29 protein-coding genes are annotated in these 21,211 nt (G+C 59.0%); 23 read left to right on the top strand and 6 right to left on the bottom strand.

The features are described from left to right. The first annotated feature begins 20 nt into the window (after positions 1-20). From fliL to B9Z33_RS09025, 11 genes are read left to right on the top strand one after another with little or no spacing between them, the layout of a single operon-like run. On the top strand, positions 21-599 hold the full coding sequence (fliL, locus tag B9Z33_RS09075; protein WP_108287075.1) for a flagellar basal body-associated protein FliL: 579 nt from the start codon (positions 21-23) through the stop codon (positions 597-599). A 31-nt stretch (positions 600-630) separates the two neighbouring features. Continuing rightward, the gene (gene fliM / locus B9Z33_RS09070) at positions 631-1,629 is read left to right on the top strand and encodes a flagellar motor switch protein FliM (RefSeq protein WP_233252777.1); all 999 of its coding nucleotides are present in this window, start codon (positions 631-633) and stop codon (positions 1,627-1,629) included. Positions 1,630-1,655: 26 nt separating this feature from the next. Then, complete coding sequence (gene fliN / locus B9Z33_RS09065; RefSeq protein WP_108286678.1) at positions 1,656-1,967, top strand: flagellar motor switch protein FliN; 312 nt, start codon at positions 1,656-1,658, stop codon at positions 1,965-1,967. 17 nt (positions 1,968-1,984) lie between these two features. Next, positions 1,985-2,314, top strand: a complete 330-nt coding sequence (fliO, locus tag B9Z33_RS09060; protein ID WP_108286677.1) for a flagellar biosynthetic protein FliO — start codon at positions 1,985-1,987, stop codon at positions 2,312-2,314. Next, the gene (gene fliP, locus B9Z33_RS09055) at positions 2,311-3,063 is read left to right on the top strand and encodes a flagellar type III secretion system pore protein FliP (RefSeq protein WP_108286676.1); all 753 of its coding nucleotides are present in this window, start codon (positions 2,311-2,313) and stop codon (positions 3,061-3,063) included. Before fliO ends, fliP begins: the two co-directional genes overlap by 4 nt. Before the next feature lie 11 nt (positions 3,064-3,074). Then, positions 3,075-3,344 carry a flagellar biosynthesis protein FliQ gene (gene fliQ / locus B9Z33_RS09050; RefSeq protein ID WP_108286675.1) on the top strand — a complete coding sequence of 90 codons (270 nt, stop codon included), beginning with the start codon at positions 3,075-3,077 and terminating at the stop codon, positions 3,342-3,344. A gap of 18 nt (positions 3,345-3,362) precedes the next feature. After that, positions 3,363-4,139 carry a flagellar biosynthetic protein FliR gene (gene fliR / locus B9Z33_RS09045; protein ID WP_108286674.1) on the top strand — a complete coding sequence of 259 codons (777 nt, stop codon included), beginning with the start codon at positions 3,363-3,365 and terminating at the stop codon, positions 4,137-4,139. Next, entirely contained in the window at positions 4,132-5,295 is a 1,164-nt protein-coding gene (gene flhB / locus B9Z33_RS09040; protein ID WP_108286673.1) for a flagellar biosynthesis protein FlhB, read from the top strand. The genes fliR and flhB overlap by 8 nt, the downstream gene beginning before the upstream one ends. Then, positions 5,292-6,623, top strand: a complete 1,332-nt coding sequence (locus B9Z33_RS09035; RefSeq protein ID WP_108286672.1) for a hypothetical protein — start codon at positions 5,292-5,294, stop codon at positions 6,621-6,623. The genes flhB and B9Z33_RS09035 overlap by 4 nt, the downstream gene beginning before the upstream one ends. Before the next feature lie 17 nt (positions 6,624-6,640). Beyond that, entirely contained in the window at positions 6,641-7,090 is a 450-nt protein-coding gene (locus tag B9Z33_RS09030; RefSeq protein WP_108286671.1) for a hypothetical protein, read from the top strand. Then, complete coding sequence (locus B9Z33_RS09025; protein ID WP_108286670.1) at positions 7,087-8,073, top strand: hypothetical protein; 987 nt, start codon at positions 7,087-7,089, stop codon at positions 8,071-8,073. The genes B9Z33_RS09030 and B9Z33_RS09025 overlap by 4 nt, the downstream gene beginning before the upstream one ends. 39 nt (positions 8,074-8,112) lie before the next feature. On the opposite strand, the gene B9Z33_RS09020 is transcribed toward B9Z33_RS09025, so the two are convergent. Both B9Z33_RS09020 and B9Z33_RS09015 read right to left on the bottom strand, forming a co-directional pair. Continuing rightward, a complete protein-coding gene (locus B9Z33_RS09020) occupies positions 8,113-8,523 on the bottom strand; it encodes a surface-adhesin E family protein (RefSeq protein ID WP_108286669.1) in 411 nt (136 codons plus the stop codon). 8 nt (positions 8,524-8,531) lie between these two features. Beyond that, positions 8,532-9,458, bottom strand: coding sequence for a GNAT family N-acetyltransferase (locus B9Z33_RS09015; protein WP_108286668.1), 927 nt, complete (start codon positions 9,456-9,458; stop codon positions 8,532-8,534). 88 nt (positions 9,459-9,546) lie between these two features. Here B9Z33_RS09015 and B9Z33_RS09010 point away from each other — a divergent pair, with 88 nt between their 5' ends. From B9Z33_RS09010 to B9Z33_RS08995, 4 genes are all read left to right on the top strand, one after another. After that, positions 9,547-9,729, top strand: coding sequence for a hypothetical protein (locus B9Z33_RS09010; RefSeq protein ID WP_108286667.1), 183 nt, complete (start codon positions 9,547-9,549; stop codon positions 9,727-9,729). Positions 9,730-9,744: 15 nt separating this feature from the next. Next, positions 9,745-10,608: a flagellar motor stator protein MotA gene (gene motA, locus B9Z33_RS09005; RefSeq protein WP_108286666.1), complete on the top strand. Its 864-nt coding sequence runs from the start codon at positions 9,745-9,747 to the stop codon at positions 10,606-10,608. Beyond that, complete coding sequence (locus tag B9Z33_RS09000; RefSeq protein ID WP_108286665.1) at positions 10,608-11,621, top strand: flagellar motor protein MotB; 1,014 nt, start codon at positions 10,608-10,610, stop codon at positions 11,619-11,621. The genes motA and B9Z33_RS09000 overlap by 1 nt, the downstream gene beginning before the upstream one ends. Before the next feature lie 84 nt (positions 11,622-11,705). Continuing rightward, on the top strand, positions 11,706-12,203 hold the full coding sequence (locus tag B9Z33_RS08995) for a hypothetical protein (RefSeq protein ID WP_108286664.1): 498 nt from the start codon (positions 11,706-11,708) through the stop codon (positions 12,201-12,203). 41 nt (positions 12,204-12,244) lie between these two features. Here the strand turns inward: B9Z33_RS08995 and B9Z33_RS08990 are convergent, their stop codons facing one another. Then, entirely contained in the window at positions 12,245-13,489 is a 1,245-nt protein-coding gene (locus B9Z33_RS08990) for a sigma-54-dependent Fis family transcriptional regulator (protein WP_108286663.1), read from the bottom strand. A 332-nt stretch (positions 13,490-13,821) separates the two neighbouring features. Here B9Z33_RS08990 and B9Z33_RS08985 point away from each other — a divergent pair, with 332 nt between their 5' ends. From B9Z33_RS08985 to B9Z33_RS08965, 5 genes are read left to right on the top strand one after another with little or no spacing between them, the layout of a single operon-like run. Then, the gene (locus B9Z33_RS08985; protein ID WP_108286662.1) at positions 13,822-14,310 is read left to right on the top strand and encodes an LPP20 family lipoprotein; all 489 of its coding nucleotides are present in this window, start codon (positions 13,822-13,824) and stop codon (positions 14,308-14,310) included. A gap of 4 nt (positions 14,311-14,314) precedes the next feature. After that, on the top strand, positions 14,315-15,571 hold the full coding sequence (locus B9Z33_RS08980; protein WP_108286661.1) for a hypothetical protein: 1,257 nt from the start codon (positions 14,315-14,317) through the stop codon (positions 15,569-15,571). A 21-nt stretch (positions 15,572-15,592) separates the two neighbouring features. Continuing rightward, the gene (locus B9Z33_RS08975) at positions 15,593-16,144 is read left to right on the top strand and encodes a hypothetical protein (protein WP_108286660.1); all 552 of its coding nucleotides are present in this window, start codon (positions 15,593-15,595) and stop codon (positions 16,142-16,144) included. A gap of 21 nt (positions 16,145-16,165) precedes the next feature. Continuing rightward, positions 16,166-17,275: a flagellar hook-length control protein FliK gene (locus tag B9Z33_RS08970; protein WP_108286659.1), complete on the top strand. Its 1,110-nt coding sequence runs from the start codon at positions 16,166-16,168 to the stop codon at positions 17,273-17,275. Next, the gene (locus tag B9Z33_RS08965; RefSeq protein WP_108286658.1) at positions 17,272-17,553 is read left to right on the top strand and encodes an EscU/YscU/HrcU family type III secretion system export apparatus switch protein; all 282 of its coding nucleotides are present in this window, start codon (positions 17,272-17,274) and stop codon (positions 17,551-17,553) included. Before B9Z33_RS08970 ends, B9Z33_RS08965 begins: the two co-directional genes overlap by 4 nt. Before the next feature lie 85 nt (positions 17,554-17,638). Here the strand turns inward: B9Z33_RS08965 and B9Z33_RS08960 are convergent, their stop codons facing one another. The 3 genes from B9Z33_RS08960 to flgA form a co-directional block, all read right to left on the bottom strand. Further along, the gene (locus B9Z33_RS08960) at positions 17,639-18,061 is read right to left on the bottom strand and encodes a flagellar protein FlgN (protein WP_233252776.1); all 423 of its coding nucleotides are present in this window, start codon (positions 18,059-18,061) and stop codon (positions 17,639-17,641) included. Positions 18,062-18,077: 16 nt separating this feature from the next. Beyond that, positions 18,078-18,380, bottom strand: coding sequence for a flagellar biosynthesis anti-sigma factor FlgM (gene flgM / locus B9Z33_RS08955; RefSeq protein WP_108286656.1), 303 nt, complete (start codon positions 18,378-18,380; stop codon positions 18,078-18,080). A gap of 147 nt (positions 18,381-18,527) precedes the next feature. After that, entirely contained in the window at positions 18,528-19,325 is a 798-nt protein-coding gene (gene flgA / locus B9Z33_RS08950; RefSeq protein ID WP_108287074.1) for a flagellar basal body P-ring formation chaperone FlgA, read from the bottom strand. Positions 19,326-19,622: 297 nt separating this feature from the next. Here flgA and flgB point away from each other — a divergent pair, with 297 nt between their 5' ends. Genes flgB through B9Z33_RS08935 form a run of 3 tightly spaced genes read left to right on the top strand, consistent with a single transcriptional unit; the run spans position 19,623 to position 21,147 of the window. Continuing rightward, positions 19,623-20,012, top strand: a complete 390-nt coding sequence (gene flgB, locus B9Z33_RS08945) for a flagellar basal body rod protein FlgB (RefSeq protein ID WP_108286655.1) — start codon at positions 19,623-19,625, stop codon at positions 20,010-20,012. Positions 20,013-20,014: 2 nt separating this feature from the next. Further along, positions 20,015-20,440: a flagellar basal body rod protein FlgC gene (flgC, locus tag B9Z33_RS08940; protein ID WP_108286654.1), complete on the top strand. Its 426-nt coding sequence runs from the start codon at positions 20,015-20,017 to the stop codon at positions 20,438-20,440. A gap of 14 nt (positions 20,441-20,454) precedes the next feature. Next, positions 20,455-21,147 (top strand): flagellar hook assembly protein FlgD, encoded by a 693-nt coding sequence (locus B9Z33_RS08935; protein ID WP_108286653.1) that lies wholly within the window; start codon positions 20,455-20,457, stop codon positions 21,145-21,147. Positions 21,148-21,211: the final 64 nt, after the last annotated feature.

Below are 21,211 nucleotides of genomic sequence, written 5' to 3'. Positions count from 1 at the left end.
CAATCAATCAAGGAATGAACATGGCAGACGAAGAAATCGAAGTTGAAGGCAAGAAGAAATCGCCGTTGATCAAAATTGTGGTGATCGCCCTGGTGGCCATTTTGCTGCTGGTCGGCACGGCGGTGGGAACCATGTTCGTCACCGGCTTTTTCGACAAAAAAGACACCCATGCAGCCGAAGAAGCGCTGAAGCACATGGAAGAAGGCGCCGCCGAGAGCAAAGCTGCGGCCAGTGAAGCCGCGCCTCAAAAGGTGGCCAAAGAGTCTCCAGAGCTCCAACGCTTCGAAAACAGCTACATGGAGCTGGAAAAGCCTCTGGTTTCCAACCTGACCAATACCCGCAAAGTGATCCAGCTGAACCTGGCCATCATGACGCACTACGACGAGCGCGTTTTCAAGAATGCCAAGAAGCATGAATTTGCGCTGCGCTCGGTAGCTCTGGATGCGATGCGTCAAATGACCGAAGCCGATCTGGCCAAACCCGATTTCCGCAAGGAGTTGGCGGCCAAAATCCGTGAAGAGATGAACGGCGTTCTGCAAAAGTACGAAGACTTCGGCGGCATCGAAGAGGTTTACTTCACCAGCTTTGTGGTGCAGTGATTCTGCGCACCCTTGAAAAGAACCATTGACCATGGCTGAAAACCAACCCCTGTTGTCCGAAGACGAACTGGCCGCCTTGTCGGCCAGCATCAGCGATGGCAGCCTGGATGTTGACACGGGCTACAACCTGGATGCCCAGGTGCGCAAGCACGACCTGGCGGCAGAAGACAGCAGCCTGGGCGTGAACGTCTCATCACTTGACATGATCAATGAGCGCTTCATCCGCATGTTCCGCCTGGGCATGCTAGAGGTGCTGCGCACCAGCCCCCGCATCAACCCCAGCCGCGCCCAGATCGTGCGTTTCGGCGACTACATCAAGGACCTCAAAGCGCCGCTGTCGGTCAACATCATCCGCATGGCTCCTTTGCGCGGTTATGCCATGGTCGTGATCGAGCCCACTGTGGTGTTCAGCTCGCTGGACAGTTTCTTTGGCGGCTTCGGCCGCGGTGTCGGCCAACTGCCACCCGGCAGGCTGTTCACCCCCACCGAAACGCGCATCATCAAGATCATCCTGCAGGTCTTCTTTCGCTCGTTCAAAGAAGCCTGGTCGCCCGTCGCACCCATCGATTTCGAGCATGTGAGCTCCGAGATCAACCCCCAGTTTGCGCAAATTGCCGATGAGAACGACCTGGTCGTGCTCAGCCGCTTCGAATCGGACAACGCCACGCAAGGGGCTGGTTTCATCGACATGGTGATCCCCTATGTGGCGCTCAAGCCTGTGCGTGACTTGCTGCGCAGCCGGGTCCAAACCGGCGATGGCAACGAAGAATCCGACAAAGTCTGGCGCGGTCAACTGGCCGACGCCGTCAAAGACGCGGATCTGGAAATCCAGATCCTGCTGGGCAAACTCCATTTGTCGCTCCAGCAATTGCAAACCATGCAGCCTGGCGACGTTTTGCCCTTCAAAAAGGCCGAGTCGGCCAGAGCGCTGATTGAAGACATGCCTGTCTATGATGTTGAAGTGGGTGCCATGGGCAGCCAGGTGGCGGTCAAGATCGTCCAAGCCATCAGCCCCAATATCCAAGCCTGACACGACACCCCCATTGAGGAGCGCCCATGAGCGAACTGACCCCCACCGCCGAATTCAGCCCGGAAACCAACGACAAAGGCCAAATTCACTCGGATGTTTTGCAAAACATCCCCGTGACTTTGTCCATCGAGGTCGGCCGCGCCGTGATCAAAATCCGTGACCTGATGCGCCTGACGCAAGGCAGCGTGGTCGAGCTGGACCGCATCGCAGGCGAGCCACTGAACCTGCTGGTCAACAACACCGTGGTGGCCCAAGGCGAGGTGGTTCTGGTGAACGACCGTTACGGCATCCGCCTGACGCGCGTCGTGCCGGCCTCCGAGCGACTTGAAAACCTCTGAACGAAAGCAGTCAGAGCATGAACTCGGTATGGACATTGGGAGACTGGTTGCAATACCTGTTCAGCTTCATTTTTGTCATCGGCTTGCTGCTGTCGCTGTTGTGGACTTTGCGCAAATTGCAAAACGGCTCATCGCTGTTGCGCAAGAGCACCGCACGTCTGCAAGCATTGGAAACCCTGTCGGTCGGCCCCCGTCAAAAAATCATGCTGGTCCGGGTGGACGAGCGCGAAATCCTGGTGGGCATCACCGCTCAACAAATGACCGTGCTGACACCGTGGCCCGCGACCCCCGCCATGCCTGCCGCCCCTGAGGCGTCCGTCCCCACCACTGAAACCGCTCACCCATGAAACGCTCCGTCCACATCGGCCTGATCCTGACCTTGCTGCTGGGGTTGCTGCCCATCTTGGCGCAAGCGGCCCCCGACATGCCGGCCATCACCAGCAGCAACACGGGCAAAGGCACGCAGTACAGCATCACGCTGCAATTGCTGGCCTTGATGACCACTTTGTCGGTGCTGCCCTCTTTGCTGCTCATGATGACCGCTTTCGTGCGCATCGTGATCGTCATGTCCATCCTGCGCCAAGCCCTGGGCACTGGCCAGACCCCGCCGAACATGGTCATTGTGGGTTTGTCGCTGTTCCTGACACTGTTTGTCATGTCGCCCGTGCTCAACGACGTCTACCAAAACGCCCTGCTGCCCTACATGAACCAGGGGATGTCGTTTGACAAAGCCCTGGCCGCCGCAGAAAAACCCATTCGGGCCTTCATGCTCTTGCAAACGCGTGAAGACGACATCGCCATGTTCATGGAAATTGCCCGCAACAAAGGCGTGGCGAGCTCGCAAGATGTGCCCTTCATGACTTTGGTACCGGCCTTCCTGACCTCTGAGCTGAAAAGCGCATTCACGATCGGCTTCCTGATTTACATCCCCTTTGTGGTGATTGATCTGATCGTGGCCAGCGTGCTGATGTCCATGGGCATGATGATGTTGTCGCCCATGATGATTTCGATGCCGTTCAAACTGATGTTGTTTGTGCTGGTCGATGGCTGGAGCCTGATCATGGGCTCACTGGCCGCCAGCTTTGCCATGCCCTGAAGGAGCGCACCATGGACACCGCAATGGTCATTGATCTGGCGCGACACGCCCTGTGGACCGCCGTACTGGTTTCGGCGCCCTTGCTGGGCGTTGCACTGGCCGTCGGCCTGGTGATCGGCATCATCCAGGCCGCCACCTCGATCAACGAATCGACGCTGAGCTTCATCCCCAAACTGATTGCGTTGGCGCTCGCCTTGCTGATTTTTGGCAGCTGGCAATTGGTCACCCTGATCGACTTCACGCGCAGCATTTTCCAGCGCATCCCGACCCTGTTCTCCTGAACGCGGACCGTCTTCACCATGAACTTCCTGGCAGCCGACATCGTCGAAAGGTTTTACACCTTTTTGTGGCCGATGTTGCGCATCTCGGCCTTGATGATCACGGCACCGATCTTCTCGATCAATGCCTTCAATGTGCGCTTGCGCGTCTTGATGGCCTTGGTCCTGGCCTGGCTGATTTATCCGCTGCACCGCTGGCCTGTGCTGGACCCCTCCACCGCCCCTGGGCTGGTCGAGGTGTTCAACCAGCTCATGATCGGCTCGGTCATGGGCCTCATCTTGCAAGTGGTGGTGGCGGCCATGGTGGTGGGCGGCCAAAGCATTGCCGCCGCCATGGGCTTGTCCATGGCCAACATGATGGACCCCAACATGGGCAACGTGCCCGTGATCTCCCAGCTGATGATCGTCATGTCGACCCTGATTTTTGTCGGCTTTGGTGGCCACGCCATCATGCTGGGGCTGATCTCCGAATCCTTTTACTCCCTGCCGATTGGCACCTCCATCCTGAACCAGAACGTCTACGGGCGCGTGCTTCAGTGGAGTTCCATGGTGTTTCTCGGGGCTGTGCTGATGGCCCTGCCCGTCATGGTCTCGCTGTTGTTCATCAACATCGGGCTGGGCGTGGTCACCCGCGCTGCGCCCAGCCTGAACATTTTTGCGGTCGGCTTTCCCGCAATGATCATCGCGGGCTTCCTGATCCTGATCATCTCGATGGAAAGCATCGGTGCCCGCATTGAATGGCTGTGGGTCCAGGGCTTCACCGTGGTCCGTGACGTGATGGGAGTGCCCCATGTCTGAAGGCTCGGATCAGGACAAAACAGAAGAGCCGACGGCCAGGAAACTGAGCAAGGCAAGGGAAGACGGTCAGGTCGCCCGCTCTTCAGAGTTGCCGGCGGCGGTCATCGTGATCGGCGCCATGATGATGCTGTTGACGACTGGCGGCTGGCTGGTCACGCGCATGGCGACGATTTTTTCCAATGGCTTTGTGTTTGACCGCACCACCCTCAACAAACCCCTGTTGCTGCCCGCGCACTTTGGCGACCAACTGCTGTCGTCCTTCGTGACCGTGATGCCCATCATGGTCTTCACCGTGATTGCGGCCATTGTGGCCTCGGGCGTGACGGGCGGTTACCTGTTTTCGCTACAAGCCGTCGCGCCCAAGGGCTCCAAGCTCAGCCTGATGAGCGGGCTCCAACGCATTTTCGGCGCACACGCTGCCGTGGAGCTGGGCAAGGCCGTCCTGAAGTTCACCCTCGTCTCGGCCGTGCTGTGGTGGTCACTCATGTCCAATATGGACGGCCTGATCCAAATGGGCCAAATGGGGCTGGAGCCTGCGCTTTCTGCGGCCGGGGTCATGATCATGAAGTCGGCCTTGTGGGTCGCCTTGAGTCTGGCGGTCATCGCCTTGATCGATGTCCCGTACCAGAAATACTCGTTCAACAAACGCATGCGCATGACCAAACAAGAGGTCAAAGACGAGTACAAGCAGATGGAAGGCAGCCCGGAGGTCAAAGCCCAGATCCGCCGCCGCCAACGCGAGATGGCCAACTCGCGCATGATGCAGCGGATCAAGGATGCCGACGTCGTGATCACCAACCCGGAACACTTCGCGGTGGCGCTCGAATACGACCCCACGGGCGATGGCGCGCCCGTCATGGTGGCCAAGGGTTCGGACCACATGGCCGCGCTCATTCGGGAAGAAGCCAAGGCCCACGGCGTGTACCTGTTTGAAGCCGCCCCGCTGGCGCGTGCCATTTACTTCACCACCGAAGTCGAACAACAAGTGCCCGAAGACCTGTACCACGCCGTGGCCCAGGTCATTGCCTATGTCTTCAGCCTGGAGGCGGCATCGCCCATGAACCCGCCACAAGCCAAACCCCGAGTCAAAGTTCCGCCCAGCATGCTGTTCAATCCTGACGGCAGTCGCCTTGAGAAAGCGGGAGCCCGCGCATGAACATCCAGATCCATCCCGAGAACGACGCCTTGAACCATTACGTATTTCGTGCGGCCGACCGCATGCGGATCGATGGCTGCGCCAACGCCGTGGCCCACGAAGGCCTGAGCCTGGCGCTCTACTGCCCGTTTGAGGCCTTGCTCGACCACTACGTCAACCTGCTGCTCAGCCGCTTGCGCCAACAAGCGCCGGACCACCGGATCGAGGTCTACTTTCCGGCCAACACCGACTCCCTGCTCGGCCGCTTCAACGAAGTGCTGGCCAGCCAGTCGCTCAACCAGGCCGTCAAAGCCTCGTCCACCCCGAACCAGGCGCAAATCTGGCTGGTGCATGACGCCCAAAGCTTGCCGGACAGTGAAATCCAGTTGCTCGCGCGCCTGATCCAGAACTTTCCGGGGGCCAACATCCGGGCCATCTTGTTGATGTCGGGCAGTGCCAATGCCGCCAAATCGCCCCTGTCGGCCTTTGGTCGGAAAATTTTGCGCTGGGACATCGAAGCGCCCACCGAAGAACAAGCGCAGGCCGCCCTGGACCAAGCCCGCCATGAGGGCAACTTCAACGCGGTGCAGCAATTGATCCAGCGCATCCAGCGCCAGCAACGCCCGGAACTGGACATGCCCTTCCATGCCCCGGTGTTGCCCGCCGTCGCGGCCAGCGCCGAGCCCGAACGAGCCCCGGCGTCGGCCCTCAAAAACAAGGTCAACGCTTTTCAGCACCGCGGTGCATCCGCCATCCAGTCCCTGAAGGGGCTGCGCTTGGGCCAAGCCACAGACTGGCTTCGGCACAACAGCAAGCTGGCGCTGGGCATTGCCTTCGCGCTGGTCATGTCCACGCTGATGATGCTGTGGATTCAACCCGAAGCGTTTGGCCTGAAATCGGGCAAGCCCGTCACGGCAGCCCCCCTCAAGAGCCCTCAGCTGGCGGCCACGCAGCCTGCGGCTGAACCGACCGTCTCGCCTGAAAACACCCCACGCACGCAGGCCCCCATGGCCGTCACCCCGCCGGAGACCCCCATCGAGGCCCCTGAGGCCACCTTGCAAGCGCAGGCCTGGCTCAAGCAACTGGACGCCAGCAGCTTCTTGCTGCAGCACGGCACCGCCAGCTCTTATGAAAAAGTTCTGGACATCCAACGCAAACACCCGGCCCTGAAAGACGCCAAGATCATCGCGGCCTATCGCCCCGGCGAAAAACTGGCCCATTTCGTGATCGTCTCGGGTCCGTTCAGTGAGTTGAACCAAGGCTACGAGGCTTCCAAGCGCCCCGGCATCCCGAGAAGCTGGGTTCGCCCCACGCGCGGCTTGCAAGAACTGCTGAAAAGCCCGACCTGAGCGATGAAAGCACACCGATGAAAAAGAACACAGTCCTGCGCAACGAATCGCCCCATGCCGTCAAGATGACGGCGGGCTCCAATGTGGCCGAGCACAAGTCCCGCAAAGTGGCGGGGGCCAAAGAGCCTGCGGCAAAAGCCAAAGTTGAAGTCAAGGTGAGCGCGCCTGCCCCTGCAGAAGCCCCCCCTGCGCCGGTCAAAGCCGCCAAGCGCACACCGACCAAGCCTCGCGCCAAAGTCCGCCTGAAAACGCCAGAGGTGGCGCCAAGCCCTGAAGCCGTCAAAGCGTCCCTGCCCCCGGAAAACCCGCTTGTGCCAGCGCCCCCGGTCCTCGATGAAATGGACCTGTGGGAACAAGACAGCCCGGTGAAAAACCGTTTGGCCAAACTGAGAACACGCAATTCACTTTTGGATGAGCAACTCCAAAAACTGAAGACCCCCATCAAAGCCCGAGGAAAGAAACCATGAGCGAGAACACTTTCACGCCCGCCGCCGAACCGCAAGAGACTTCGCAAGCCGAGCACAGCGAAGCGGCATCGGTGACCGTCAGCACGGCAGCATCGCACGCCCCTGAAAATCCGGCTCCCCACGTTGAACCAGTGGCCGCACCGCCCATGGCGCATGCGGTCCCCAAACCGCCTCAGCACGCAGGCATCACGGTAGACCAGCGTGCTTACCAACAGTACCAATCCTTGGCCCAAGTGGTTTTGGATTCGGCAGACTTGGCCACCAAATCGGCCGAAGCTGCCGCCAACGTCAGCAGCCAGCTGCGGCAAACCACGGCCGACTTCAAAGAACTCACCGACGAGGGTCACAAAAAAGCACGTCTCTTGCTGGCCATCACCAGCGGTGTGCTGATCGTCAGCCTGATTTTCTTTCTCATCATGGGCGTGCGCCTGGTCAGCCGCATCAACCAGCTCGATGCCATGCTCATGGCCGTGGGCAAGCGCGTGGTTGAACTCAACTCAGGGATGGAATCCCTGGAAGGGGTTAACCAAAGCGTGAAAGAACTGGCGGCCCAGCAAGTGGCCTTGACCAAATCACAAGGCCAGATCGAAGGACGCATTGACGCCTCCCTCAAGCAGTCCGAAAGTCTGGTTCAAAAGGTGCCCAGCGAAACCGCCAAGCAAGTGGCCGCCAGCAGCGACTCGGTGATGCGCCAGGTTCAGGGGATCCATTCAAAATTGCAAACCCAGGCCAACGCGGTCCAATCCTTGGGCAACGAGGTGAAATCGCTCAAATCAGCCGTTGGCAATGTCGATGGTTTGAAGCGCGATGTCGAAGCCTTGGTGACGCTGCAAAAAGAGCGTTACCTGGAGACCGTACAAAAGAACAATGCCAGCGCCTCACGCGAGCGCGCCGTACAGTTCCCCAGGTACGTGGCACCCAAGCCGGGCGAGGCCCCTGCACCTTCGCCTAACGCCACAGCCCCATCGGCCACAAAGCCCTGATCGGGTCAGCGACCTGCGTGGCATCGGGTGGGCGAAGGCTTACTCGATGCACACCGCGATGTAGGTCAGCACAAAAACCCCATTGGGCGGGATTTTTCGCCAATACCCCATATCGTCGACACTGGCGATTTTCTGGCCGGACATTTTGGGGCCGGCAAAGCTGGTCATTTGCCCGATGCGGTGCATCTTGTAATTGCAGTCGTACTCGTTGAGGTAACGTCTGGACCGCACGCCTTCGGCGTCAGGGGTTTTCAAATCCTGCATTTCCCAGACTCGGCGAACGTTGTCTTCTTTCTCAATCGAATTGCGGTTGACGTAAAGCGTCACTTCGGGTGTTTCGCCAATGCGGGTCCAGGCCAGGGCCGAAGCCGGCATGAGGCCGCCAAGCAAGGCCAAGCCGACCAAACCACTCAAAACTGAAGCGCGCATTGAAAACCCTGGCAAAGTCATGTTTCTTCTCAAAAATAAGTCCCCGCAAGCGTCACGGCACGACCGCCGGTGCCCAATTTGAAGCGCGAGATGCCGGGCAAATCATGGGTGTTGACACCGCCCAAGTCGAGCACCTCGATGCCCTGGCCCTGCAGATAAGCCATGGCCTCCCACAACAGCGCGTTGTGGGCATTGAGCCGGCGGCCCTCGTCGTCGGCCCAGCCCATATGGTAACTGGCGACACGGCCATGGATCAAAAACAGCATACCGCCCATGGTGTTCTTGCCCAGCTCGGCATAGGCCACAACAAACGCCTGGCGGTGATCCGCCGCAGCGGCGATGTAGGCCTGCACAAATTCGGTCGGCAAGCCATGGAATTTTTTGGCCTCCCGCTGATCCAACTCCTTGCCCAGCAACCATTCGCAGCGCTTCAGACTCGGTTGCACATGGACCCGTATCTTGTCGTTCGACAGCGCCTTGTTCAAGCGGTTGCGCCACTTGCCCTCCAAATGGGCTTTCAAGGTCGGCAGCGGCGCTTTCAAATCCAGCAACACAGTGGCGTAACCTGTCATGACTCGCGACATTCCACGGGTTTCGGCACGGTCCACCTGGTCAGCTGTGCGGTCAGGCGAAAACAACACCACTTTCAGGCGCGGCAACGGGATCGACTGCCGCAGGCGTTTGTAAATTTCAGCGCGTTGAACCGGGCTGACCTCAGGGGAAAAAACAGGGCCCCGTGTGCACGAAGCCAAGGAAATGTAGCCCAGCATGCGTTTGCACATGAACTGGGCCATGGCCACCAGCCGATCATCCTGCCAGACCATGGCCCGCAACATGGTCACACCCAGCGAAGTCAAGGCCTCACCGTAGGCCCAGGCCTGCTGCAAAGCGCCGTGATGCAAGGCGTGAAATTCTTCCCACTCGGCCTGCGGCAAATGCTCCCATCTCACATTCATATCGTCATAATAGGTAAATTTTTCAAATTCAACTCAAGATACCCCATTTGTTGCCGATGAACACCGGTGTCAATGGAAAATACTGATCATGCCAACACACAAAGATCAGACCATCCTTGGCCATGACATACCCAAAGCCCGCTTGACGGCTTCTGGTTGGGCATGGGGGGCGGTGTATTTGGGTTTGCCCATCCTGGTGTTGGGCAATTTGATGGACTTTGTTTTTCAATGGACACTGGGTTGGTGCATCGGTATTTGGTGCATTGTCTAGATTTAAAGGGCCACCATGTTTTTCTTTGTCGGTTTAGCGGTTGTTTTCATTGCGGTGTTTGGTGGCTACGTCTTTGCCGGCGGAAAAATGGCACCCATCATCAAGGCTGCGCCGTTCGAGTTCATCATCATTGCCGGCTCGGCCATTGGCGCTTCTTTGGTCGCCAACAGTTTCCCGGTTTTCAAGGCCGCCATGGGCGGTATCGGTCAGTGCATCAAAGGCCCCAAATGGCACCAAGCCGACTATCTGGCCCTCATGCTCCTGATCGGCAAATTGCAAACCGTGATGAAAAAAGAAGGCGTTGTGGCCTTGGAATCTCACGTTGAAAACCCCGACTCCAGCCCGATTTTTGGTGAATTCCCCAAACTGGCCAAAGACCACTCCATTGTCCAGATGATCTGTGATCCATTGCGCCTGATGGTGATCTCCCAGGGCAACCTGGACGCCGATGCTTTGGACGATCTGATGAAAAAAGCCATCAAGGTTCACCACCACGAAGCCCTGCTGGCACCCGCCGCCTTGGCGGGCATTGCAGGCGGCTTGCCTGCGCTGGGCATTGTGGCCTGCGTGCTGGGTGTGGTGAAGACCATGGGTGCGATTGACCAACCACCGCCCGTGCTGGGCGGGCTGATCGGCTCCGCCCTCGTGGGCACCTTGATGGGCGTGTTTTTGGCCTACGGCATGTTCGAGCCCTTTTCAGGGCGTCTGACCCAGATCATCAACGAAGATGCGCAAGCCTTCGACGTGATCCGCGAGATGATCGTTTGCAACCTCAAGGGTCATCCTCAACCCCTGATCATCGAGTCGGCCCGGGCCTGTATTGCGCACCACAGCCAGCCAAGCTTCTCTGAGGTCTTTGACGGCATGCGAGGCTCTTGATGGCCGAGGCAGACAAACCCGCAACAGGAACGCCCGAAGAAGTTGCGGCAGCAGAAGCCGCTGCCGCAGCAGAGGCCTTGCGGCCCATCATCGTCATCAAAAAAATCATTGCGGACGATGGTCATGCGGGTGCACACGGTGGTGCCTGGAAAATCGCCTTGGCCGACATGATGACGGCCATGATGGCTTTCTTTTTGCTCATGTGGCTCCTGGGTGCCAGCAACGAAGACAAGCGCAAAAGCGTGGCCGACTACTTCAGGCCAGCCTCCCACAGCCAGATTGCTTTCGGCGAATTGGCGGGCTCCAATGGTTTGTTCGGTGGCAAATCCATCATCGACACCGACGGTTTTCCTTTCACCGCCAAACAAACGGCCATGCTGGAGCGCTTGACGCCTCAGGCCCAAGGTGGTCCGGCAGAAAGCTTTGGCTCGTCCAAAGAAGAAAACAACAAAGACGGCCCCTCTGAGCAAGACCCGGGCAAGGACAGTGGCTCCGGCTCACCTGGCCAAGGTGGCGGCACCGGCACGCCCGGTCAGAAACAGGACAAGGAAAACTTCGACAAGCTTGAAAAGGAAATCAAGCAAAAATTGTCGGAAAGCAAGCAGTTCGAAAAGGTCAAGGACCAAGTCAGCATCACCCGCGACAAGGAGGGCCTGCGCATTGAAGTGATCGACAAAGCCGATTTCGCCATGTATGGCTCGGGCGGTGCAGAAATGGGGGCCAAGGCGGCCGCCTTGATGTCCGAGGTGACCAAATCGCTCAAGCCATTGCCGAACAAACTGGCCATTCGCGGGCACACCGACAGCACGGGATTCCCGCCGGAGAGCATGCGCAACAACTGGTCTTTGTCGACTGAACGGGCCGATGCGACCCGCCAATTCATGCAAAGCCAAGGCATCAGCGCCAACCGGTTTTCACGCATCGAGGGGGTGGCAGACACCAACCCCAACGTGCCGGGCAACCCTGCCGACCCCAGAAACCGCCGGGTCAGTATCACCGTGCTCAACCAGTGATGCGGCTTGAAGATCAACGCGCAGACATTGACCGATGATCTCAAGCCCCATCACGCCACCACACGTCCTGCGAGAGGTTCAACCATGTTAAAAAACACTTCGATCGGTATCGCCATCGGCTTGCTGCTGATGGGCGGCGTCTGGGGCCTGGTGCACGTGATGGGAGACAGCGCGCCATCCCCCGAGCTGGAAGCTGCCAGCATGCCGGGGGGCAACAAAGGCGTGATCGATCTGATTTGCGAACTGGAACTGGACCTGGACGGTCAGCTGGCCTTGGCGATCAAGGAGAACGAACCCTCCCGAATCACCATGGCCCAAATTGATTTCGAGAAAAATTCTGGCTGGTACCAAGGCAAGATCGCCATCTCGGAAAGCCGTGCCGGCACCCTCAGCCTGGTGGGCACCCGCCTCAAAGTCAATCGCCCGGCCATGTTCCAGCGTTTTGGAGTGATGATCACGGGAGAAGAGTTTGTGGTGGACCGCAAAACCGGCAGTTTTGTGCAATCACTCAGTTTGCAAGACGGCCGCACCGTCAAACTGATCAAAGGCACCTGTGCCAAGGTGATCAAGCCACCGTTCTGAACAGCGACCGAGCAGCCCGGCCTGCTTGGCACAGCGGCACTTCAGGCCACGCTGCGCAGCTCGTACTTGTTGATTTTTTCGATGAGTGTGGTGCGCTGCAACTGCAGCAACTTGGCCGTCTGAGAGACATTGCCCTGCGTGCGGGCCAAGGCCTGCTCGATCAAGCTGCGCTCGACCTCGACCAAATGCTGCTTCAAAGACATGCCCTGCGGCGGCAGCGTCTGGATACCTTGCGCCAGCAAAATCGCCTGCTCTACGTCGTTGATCTCGTCATTGGAGGCGACCAGGGGCGCTGGACTTGGCGCTTTCGTGGGCATGCTGAAAGAGCCTGAAGGACTCGACAACAAATGGGCCATCGGGTCATCTTCGCCAGAGAATGGAAAAGGTCCATCCACATCGCTGCCCATCTCCACCACGACAGACACCGCCGCTGAAGTGCTCAGCGAAGGTGGGAAAGTCAGCGCATTGGCCGTCAAGCCGTGGCGTGCCAGCCATTCGGTCTGCAAGGCGGCCAAGCCCAAAGGCATCATGCAAGCCGGCACCGTCTGGATCTGCAGCAATTGCGATGGGTACAGCGTTGAGAAACGGTCCACCAAATTGGACAGCTCGCGCACGTTGCCAGGCCATGCGTAAGCTTGCAGCATCTGCGTCATTTCAGGGGAAAAACGCACGGCCTTGGTCTGTGGCAAAGCGTGTTTCTCGGCATAAAAATTCAGCAAGGCGGCCACGTCTTCGGGGCGCTCGCGCAGGGGCGTGGTGGTGACCGGCAAAACATTGATACGGTAGTACAAGTCTTCACGGAAACGGCCAGCTTCGACCTCGGCTTCGAGTTTCTTGTGGGTCGCGGCCACGACGCGCACATCGATGGGCACCTCGCGTGAGGCCCCCACGGGCAAGATACAACGTTCTTGCAAGACCCGCAGCAGTTTGACCTGCATGTCCATCGGCAAGTCGCCAATCTCGTCCAGAAACAGGGTGCCGCCATGGGCCAACTCAAACCGGCCCAGTCGGTCGGCCACCGCACCGGTGAAACTACCCTTGCGGTGACCAAACAGCTCGCTTTCAATCAAGTCACGCGGAATGGCGCCGCAATTGATGGGTACAAAAGGCCCGCTGGCACGCGGCCCCTGCATGTGCAGCGCCTGTGCCACCAACTCTTTGCCCGTGCCGCTCTCGCCCGTGATGAGCGCGGTCGAAGAAGAAGCCGACAAAGTCTTGATCAACTCACGCAGAAACAGCGTGGCCTGACTTTCACCAATGATGCGGGGTTTGGCGTTGGTTTTCATCTGGAAAGGGCTGGGTGATTGTCAAATGTCTGATCGTTCGGAGCCTGTGGCACACAAGCAAGACGGTCGGATAAAAGTGGGTTGAATTGCGAATACCTCGTTTATAAATGATAAATGTCACTTTTAACAAGATTAAATGATAACTTTAGAGATAAAAGAATCAAAATCAACAATACTGTCTACTTTCCGACACATCCCAAGCAAAAGTCCGACGCTTGCGCTTGACAAGTGCCCCGCTCAAGACTTTGGCCTTGCTGCCGATACATCCATCAAGAGAAATCAGCTGGGCCGACCACTTGGGGGCGTGCCGTGCTTGCTTTTGGAGTTTTAAGATGACATTCAACCGATCTGTGGCTTTGACGCTGCTCAGCTTGCTGGCTTTGACGGGCTGTGAAAACATGCCTTTGTCCGGGCAGTCCTCCAGTGCGGGCACGGCTGCGCCGGCATCGATGATCACGCCCTTGGTCGAAAAACGCGAAACCCTGGTGGCCACGGGTTACGCCGTGGTCAGCGTGCAAAACCACAAAAACCCGGCTCAACAGCGCCTGTTGGCCATCCGGGCATCCAAGCTCGACGCTTACCGTTCCTTGACCGAACAGGTTTATGGACAGCAACTGGACGCCACCACCACCGTGGCCGACATGACCGTCATGAGCGACACCTTCAGGGCCAAAGTCGAGGGTGTGATTTATGGCGCTGTGCTGGTCAGCATTGCCCCCGTGGGTGACGACACGTACGAAACCACCTTGTCACTCGACCAACACGTGGTCAGAGACCTGCGCAGCCTCTACCTGAGTCAATTGGCCGCACGCCGCCGCTGACACCATGTTCACCCCTTTTGCATCTTTCGCGTCAAGCACACAGCCCTTTGCTGCGGCCAGCGCGTTCACGCGTCTGGGCCAATGCCTGACCATCCTGATTTTATGCACCTCTGCCTGGAAAGTGCAGGCGCAAACCTCCCAGATGACAGGGCCCGGCGCTGATGCGGCATTGAACACGAGTGCGGCCAAGCCAGCAACGCGTGCCGCCACGGCCAAACAGCACGAAGCCCAGCTGAGTGCGATTCGCCAAGCGATTTTGCAAGCCACCATTGACCGCCCCACCCGCGTGCTCAGCAGCGCCTGGATCGATGACAAAGGCGCGCTCCACGAAAGCGCCCACTTCCAGTCGGAAGCCCAGGTTCGGGGCGTGCGCGTGTTGTCGTACCTCCAGGATGAACAAGACGCCACGCCGCAAGTCAGTGCCGAAGTGCTGCCCTGGGGCTGGCGTGAAGCACAGACCAAGGCCACCGAATGCAAGGCCCCTCCTCGCCCATGGCGCTTGCCCCTGACGCTCCAGACACGCCTGGATGGCGGCTTCATGGGCGCGCAACAGTTCGCCAGCCAGGCCTTGCTGAGCATGGCCAGCCAGACGTGGACGCAAAAAATGCAAGCCTCGCAGCGCTGGCGTGCCCAAATCAAGTCGACGCCCCCTGACAACAGCTACCTGCGGGCCTTGACTGGCCCCAATGACAGCCCAACCGGCTGGACCGCTGAGCTGCTGCTCAAGCCGCATGCGCCCGATGAAGGCTTCAATGTGCGCAAAGCCTGGCATGCCCTGAACCAGAACGAAGCCGACTGGCGCTGGACCCTGAGCTTAACGCTGGGTGAGCGGCATTCGGCAACGGGCACCATCGAGCCGCGTTGGCAAATTGAACAGGTCATCGCGATCGACCCCTTGGCGGCCAGCCAAAACCCGAGCGCCTGGGTGCACCGTCTCAAAGAGCAGCTGCAACAAAAAATGCAAGCTTGGGTGCAGCAACTGGACAAGCGCTCCGAGTGCGAACCGGTTCAATTCCATGTGCGTCGCAGCGGCCCGGAGGGTCTGCAACTGCAGGCTGGCTTCGAAAGCGGCCTTCGCGCCGGTGACCGCGTTCTGCTGATGAGCCCCGCCCACATCCCCAGTCAGATGCTGGAACCCGGCGCCACCCAGCACTTGGCCTTGGCCCAAGTGGTCAAAGTGGGCCCGGATCGGACCGAGCTGCAACAACTGGCCGGCCCGGCGCTGGCACCACAAGGGCATTGGATGGCCTTGCCCCTTTGAACTGGCACGATGAGCTCTTTTATGCAACAACACCCCAAGACCGCCCTGCCCCTCATCCGAGCCAAAGGTTCATGGGTCCACCGCCAGCTGGCGCAATGTCTGCTGTTTGGCGCTGTCTCTGTCGCGGCGTTTTGCCCCGCCTGGGCCCTAGCCGCTGAAACCTCCGCTGCGGCAGCCTCTGCACTCAAAATTCTCACGGCACCGTTGACCGATGCGAACAGCTCGTCCGCTACCGCCATGACCGATGGCGGGCACTCGGGCACCAGCATCACGGTTCAAAAAGGCGAAAGCATCGATGCGGTGATCCGTCGCGGTCTGCCTGGCTTGATTTTGAACGACGAATTCATGCGCCAGGCGCTGGCCAAAGCCAACCCGCGCATTTTCCCCAAGGGTCGGACCTACCCGGTCAGGCCTGGCACGGTGCTGGTGCTGCCCTCGCCTGAGGCCCTGCGCCAGCAAATCCTGTTGCAATACCCCCAAACGGCGGCTTTGTTTCAGGCCTCTGCCGAACAAAACGATGCGTCCGATGCGCCGCCTGGGCCCGACAAGCGCCGCTGGGTGCGCTTTCCTTGACCTTCCAGCAGGCCGTTTCGCATGATCACGGGGGCTGAGACCGCCCACCTCACCCCCAAAACGCCCACCATTTACCTGGAGGGCAAGCTGCCGCTGGTCATCGAAAAAACCGCTGCCGAGCTGGGCTTGCGCGATGGCCAAGTGGTGCAAGGCACCCTCGAGTCCAAACTGGACACCCTGCGCCTGAACCTGCAAGGCCCCCAAAACGGCACCTACATTGACCTGCCCAAAGACCTGCCGGGCGGTTTGCGCATGGCGTCGGGCGACACCGCCTTGTTCCGGGTTCAGGTGCTGGCCAACGGCAACATCTTGCTGCGCCCCCTGCAAGCCGCCCCTGCGCCTGCCGCCAGCGCCCCCCCGGCCGCTGCCCCGCTACCAGGCCGAACAGAACAATTGGGCTTCAGGCCCCCGGACATGCAAGGTCTGGCCCAGCTGCTCAGGCCTGGCGTGCTGGACAGCATGCTGCAAGGGCTGAGCGCCTCGGCACCCGAGTTGGGGGCCTTGCAGCAATGGCTCAAGTTACGCCCCAGCATGGCCCAACTCACCCCCGACAAACTGCAGCAAGCCATGCGCCGCAGCGGCTTCATGACCGAAAACCTGCTCACCCAAGGCTTGGGGGCCGGACTGGTCGACCTGAAAAGTGTGCTGCGGCAACTGATGCGCAACGGCACAGCGACGGACAAAGACAGCTTGCTCAGCGACAGTCTGGACGACATCGAGTCGCGGCAACTGCTGGCCAACGAGAGCTTGAACGGCCAGGAATGGGTGTTCTCGATGATGCTGCCTTTTGCCGACGCCGAGCCCGTGGCCCTGCGGCTGGTGCGTGGCCGACGTCAGCCCGGACAGGACAAACCACCGCTGGTCATCCACCTGCACACCCGCAACCGCGATCTGGGTGAACTCTGGTTGCAAACCCGCATCAGTGACGAGACCGAAGTCGACATGGTGATGTGGGCCGAGCGCGAGGATGTGGTCAACAAAGCCCAGGCCATGGCCACCAATCTGGAGCAGGAACTCGACAGCGCCGGGCTGCACATGACGCGGCTGCAAATCATCCATGGCCAGGGGCCCAAAACGCCCACGCCTTATGCCCCGCCCGACATGGGCAGCTTGCTGGACGTGCAAACATGAAATCCCAGCTCAAGGAAGCCATCGCCCTGGAATACGGGCGGCGCAAAACGCCGGTCATCAGCGCCAAAGGGCAGGACGATCTCGCCCAAAAAATCATCGAAGAAGCTTTGAAACACGGGGTTTATGTGGCGCAAGACCCCCAATTGCTGGCCCTGCTCAGCCGCGTAGACCTGGATGCCGAGATTCCGCCCGAGATGTACACGGCGGTGGCGGTCATTTTGTCGTGGGTGTATTGGCTCAAGGGCATGCGCCCTGGCGATGAGAAAAAGACAAACTAAGGGGGAATCCCCTGGTGTTTGTGGGGGCAGTCAGTGGGGTTGCTGCGGACAGTGGCGTCTGGCGATGGCCCTGCCCCAATGGCCTTCAGGCCAGCTGGTAACCCCAGGCACCTGGGCGGCGTGCCAGCTGCCCCATGCGGTCGTACAAATCCACGGCGGGGGCGGACGACTCGCCCTGCAAAGCCTGCAAGGTCCCCTTGACGGCCTCCAGTTGTCGCTGCAACAACTGGATATTGCGCAAATGGTCTTGTTTGCTCTGCTGCAAACTCTCTTGCTGCTGCTGCCACACGGTGGGGGTGGGGGTTTGGGCGGCGGCCCACTCGGCCAAGCTGGCCAAACCCTGCAACAGGCTGTTTTTTTCTTCCTGAATGGCCTCAAAAGCCGTCAGATCGCGAATTTTGAGGGCTTCAAACTCCAAAGACAAAATCTCCGACAGACGGGCAACCGCCTCTGGCGCGGCCAGCAAGGCGGCTTCCAAAGGGTGATCGGGCTCATCAGATCGGCTCATGTCGGTCATGGATCGATCAGCCTTTGATCATTTTTTCGATCGCCACGAAGTTCTCGGCAATCCGGCGCGAATCCATGGGGTACTGGCCTTGCTGGATGGCGGTCTTGATGGCTTCCACCTTGGCGCGGTCAAATTCAGGCTCTTGCATGGCTTGTTGGGCAACTTTGCTCAGTCGCAGTTCGTCTGTGGCGGGTGCCGCCGATCGGGTCGCTTCCTGGGAAGCTGGCGAAAACATGCGCGGCTCACCCTTGGCAACCGCTTGCCGGCTGGCGGAATCTATTTGGGCTTTACGGCCAAACTGAGAGATGGAATCGGTCATGATGGTTCTCTTTTCTGGTCTCTGAACATTGAGCTGAGACCCTGCTCGAATACTGAATCGGCATGAGATTCTAGAACTTGAGGAAAAAAACAGATTTTTTCAAATTCCATCGCACAAGACTCCCGCACAAAAAGCGTCCAGCCCACTTTATAAGCCCATCACCTGGTTGGGGCCTTGCACCCGGCCACTCAATTCCCGACCGGAGTCGCGGTTTTTGAGCTTGATTTGTTCACCAAAGCGTCCGTCTTGCATCGCCTCCACCCGGGCGGAGATTTGAAAACCCTGCGTTTGCCCCACAGACAAAAGAACCATTTGGCCTCTTTTGACCAACACCGTAGGCCGAATGTCGTGGCTTCGCAGGGGCTCGCCGGGGCGCACATCCCGCACCACTTCGGCATGCAGGACTTCAGAGCTTTGTTCGAGCACATTCACAGGCATGATGGAAGCATCGACCTGAGCGCGCTGAACATGAGTTTCGTTGAGCGTCATGCCCCGCTGCAAGGGCATGCTGGCCACCAGAACCCAACGCTTGGCAGGTTCAACTGGCATGACCGCTTTGGTTTGCGCCAAGGTCTCTGGGGCTTTGCCCGCAACGCTGACGCGCACATATTGCTGCCAAACCGGTTGGCTACAGCGCACACGCACGGTCTCTGCGCTTGAAAAAGGCAAGTCCATGGCCAAGGCTTTGTCGCAAGTGCGCACCTTGACGCGGGCATCCAGAGGGGCCAAAGACACCTGCTCGGGAGAAACTTTTCGCGATTGGGCCACCCAGTTTTTCACTGACAGCTGCAGCGCGTCCAGGGGGGAAGCTGCATTTGCCCCAGGCTTGGCAGGGCCAGCCGCAAAGGAAGGTGCACTGAACAGCCACACCACCAGGCCCAGCAAAAGTCCACGGGCGATCAAGAGATCCAGCAGGCGGCACAGCATTTGCAAAGCGTATTTCATATCGGTGTAGAAGTTTTGACAGTCGGTTGATGGGATGGTGTAAAGCAAAAACAGGACCAACCCAAGCCGACAGCGCCCCATGGCCGCACCGGCAAACCCTTGCCGCAGACGACCAAACATTGCCGCCCCACTATATGAGAGCCCGGGTTCCCCCCTGAACACCCCGTCAAAAGGTGACACAAATACTTGGCACAGCTTTTGCATCAATCGACCCGAGACCGCTCAACTTGAGGGGTCAGCGTCAAAAGACCGACGAACCGTGACCATCGAATCCAAGACCGTAGCCCAGGAGTCCAGATGAATTTGTTGAACCAAGCACTTGGCGTGCATGAACAAGCTTTGCAAGTCAAAAGCCGCCGCCTGGAAGTGTTGTCGCAAAACATTGCCAACGCCGACACACCGCACTACAAAGCCCGCGACATCGATTTCAAGGCGGTCATGGGTGCAGCCCAACAGCAAAACAACGCGATGGCAGCGACCAACGCCGGACACTTTGGCGCAGGCGAAGAACTCAGCCCCGATGGCATGCGGTATCGCACCCCCTTCAACTCTTCGTTTGACGGGAACACCGTCGAGATGAGCGTTGAACAAGCCCAGTACGGTAAAGCGGCTGCCGACTACCAGGCCACGCTGAACTTCCTGGAAAACCGGGTCAGCGGCATCCGCAAAGCCCTGCGAGGAGATTGAACATGAGCATGGACAACATTTTTGGCATTGCCGGCACAGCGCTGAACGCGCAGCTGACCCGCATGAACGCCACGGCCTCGAACCTGGCCAACGCGGGCACCGTCGCCGGATCAGAAAAAGATGCCTTCCGCGCCAAACGCCCGGTCTTCAAGGCGCTGGTTGACGAACAAATGACCAACGCAGGGGCCTCTTATGTCGGCGGGGTCAAGATCGATCGGATGGCCGACGACACCGCACCACCGCGCCGGGTCTCGGACCCCAAAAACCCGTTGGCAGACGAGCAAGGCTATGTCTACCAAACCAACGTGAGCGAAGTCACCGAAATGGTGGAAATGATGGCTGCGGCCCGCTCGTACCAAAACAACGTAGAGGTGATCAACACGGCGCGTCAATTGATGATGCGCACGCTGGACCTCACCAAAGCCTGATCAGAAAGCACCTCATGGCCACCGACACCGTCAGCTCCTCCAGCCTGCTCCAAAACGTCACCCGCTACGAAGACGTGAAAGACAAGGCCAAATCCAAAACAAGCGAGGAAATGGGCAAACAGGACTTTCTGACCCTTTTCACCGCCCAACTGCAAAACCAGAACCCTCTGGAGCCCGTCAAAAACGAAGCCTTTGTGGCCCAGCTCGCTCAGTTCTCGCAGCTCGAAGCACTGACCAACATGCAAGGCTCTTTGGACAAGTTTGTGGGCTCCATGTCGGGCGAACGCATGCTCAACAGTGCCTCGCTCATCGGCAAAAAAGTGGCCATCAACGATGCCGCCACCTTGCTGACATCGGGCAGCAGCATGGACGCCAGCATCGACTTGCCCATGGGGGCCAGCGGGGTGCAGATCAATGTCCTCGACAACCAGGGACGTCTGGTGCAAGAGCTGATCGCCGGACCTCAAATGCCGGGCACCACACCCATTACATGGAATGGCAAAGACGCGGCTGAAAACCCCGTGCCAACCGGTTTGTACCGCCTGAGCGCTGTGGCCGTGGTGAATGGCCAGACCACACCGGTCCCGGTCAGCACCCTGTCCACCGTGCGCGCCATCGCCACCAACCCGGCCGACGGCAGTGTCAGCGTTGAAGTCGATGGCGGCAAGACCTTGCTGCTCAGCGATGTCAAGCGCGTAGGCCTCTAAACCGCGCGACCGTTACACGCCATTTCCCCTAGACACCTCATACCCCCGCATCTCAGGAGCCCAA

The organism is Limnohabitans sp. T6-20 (genome assembly GCF_003063505.1).
Classification (GTDB): Bacteria; Pseudomonadota; Gammaproteobacteria; order Burkholderiales; family Burkholderiaceae_C; genus Limnohabitans_A.
Note: the sequence above shows the minus strand (reverse complement) of the source record. Positions and strands in the feature narration are given on the sequence as shown.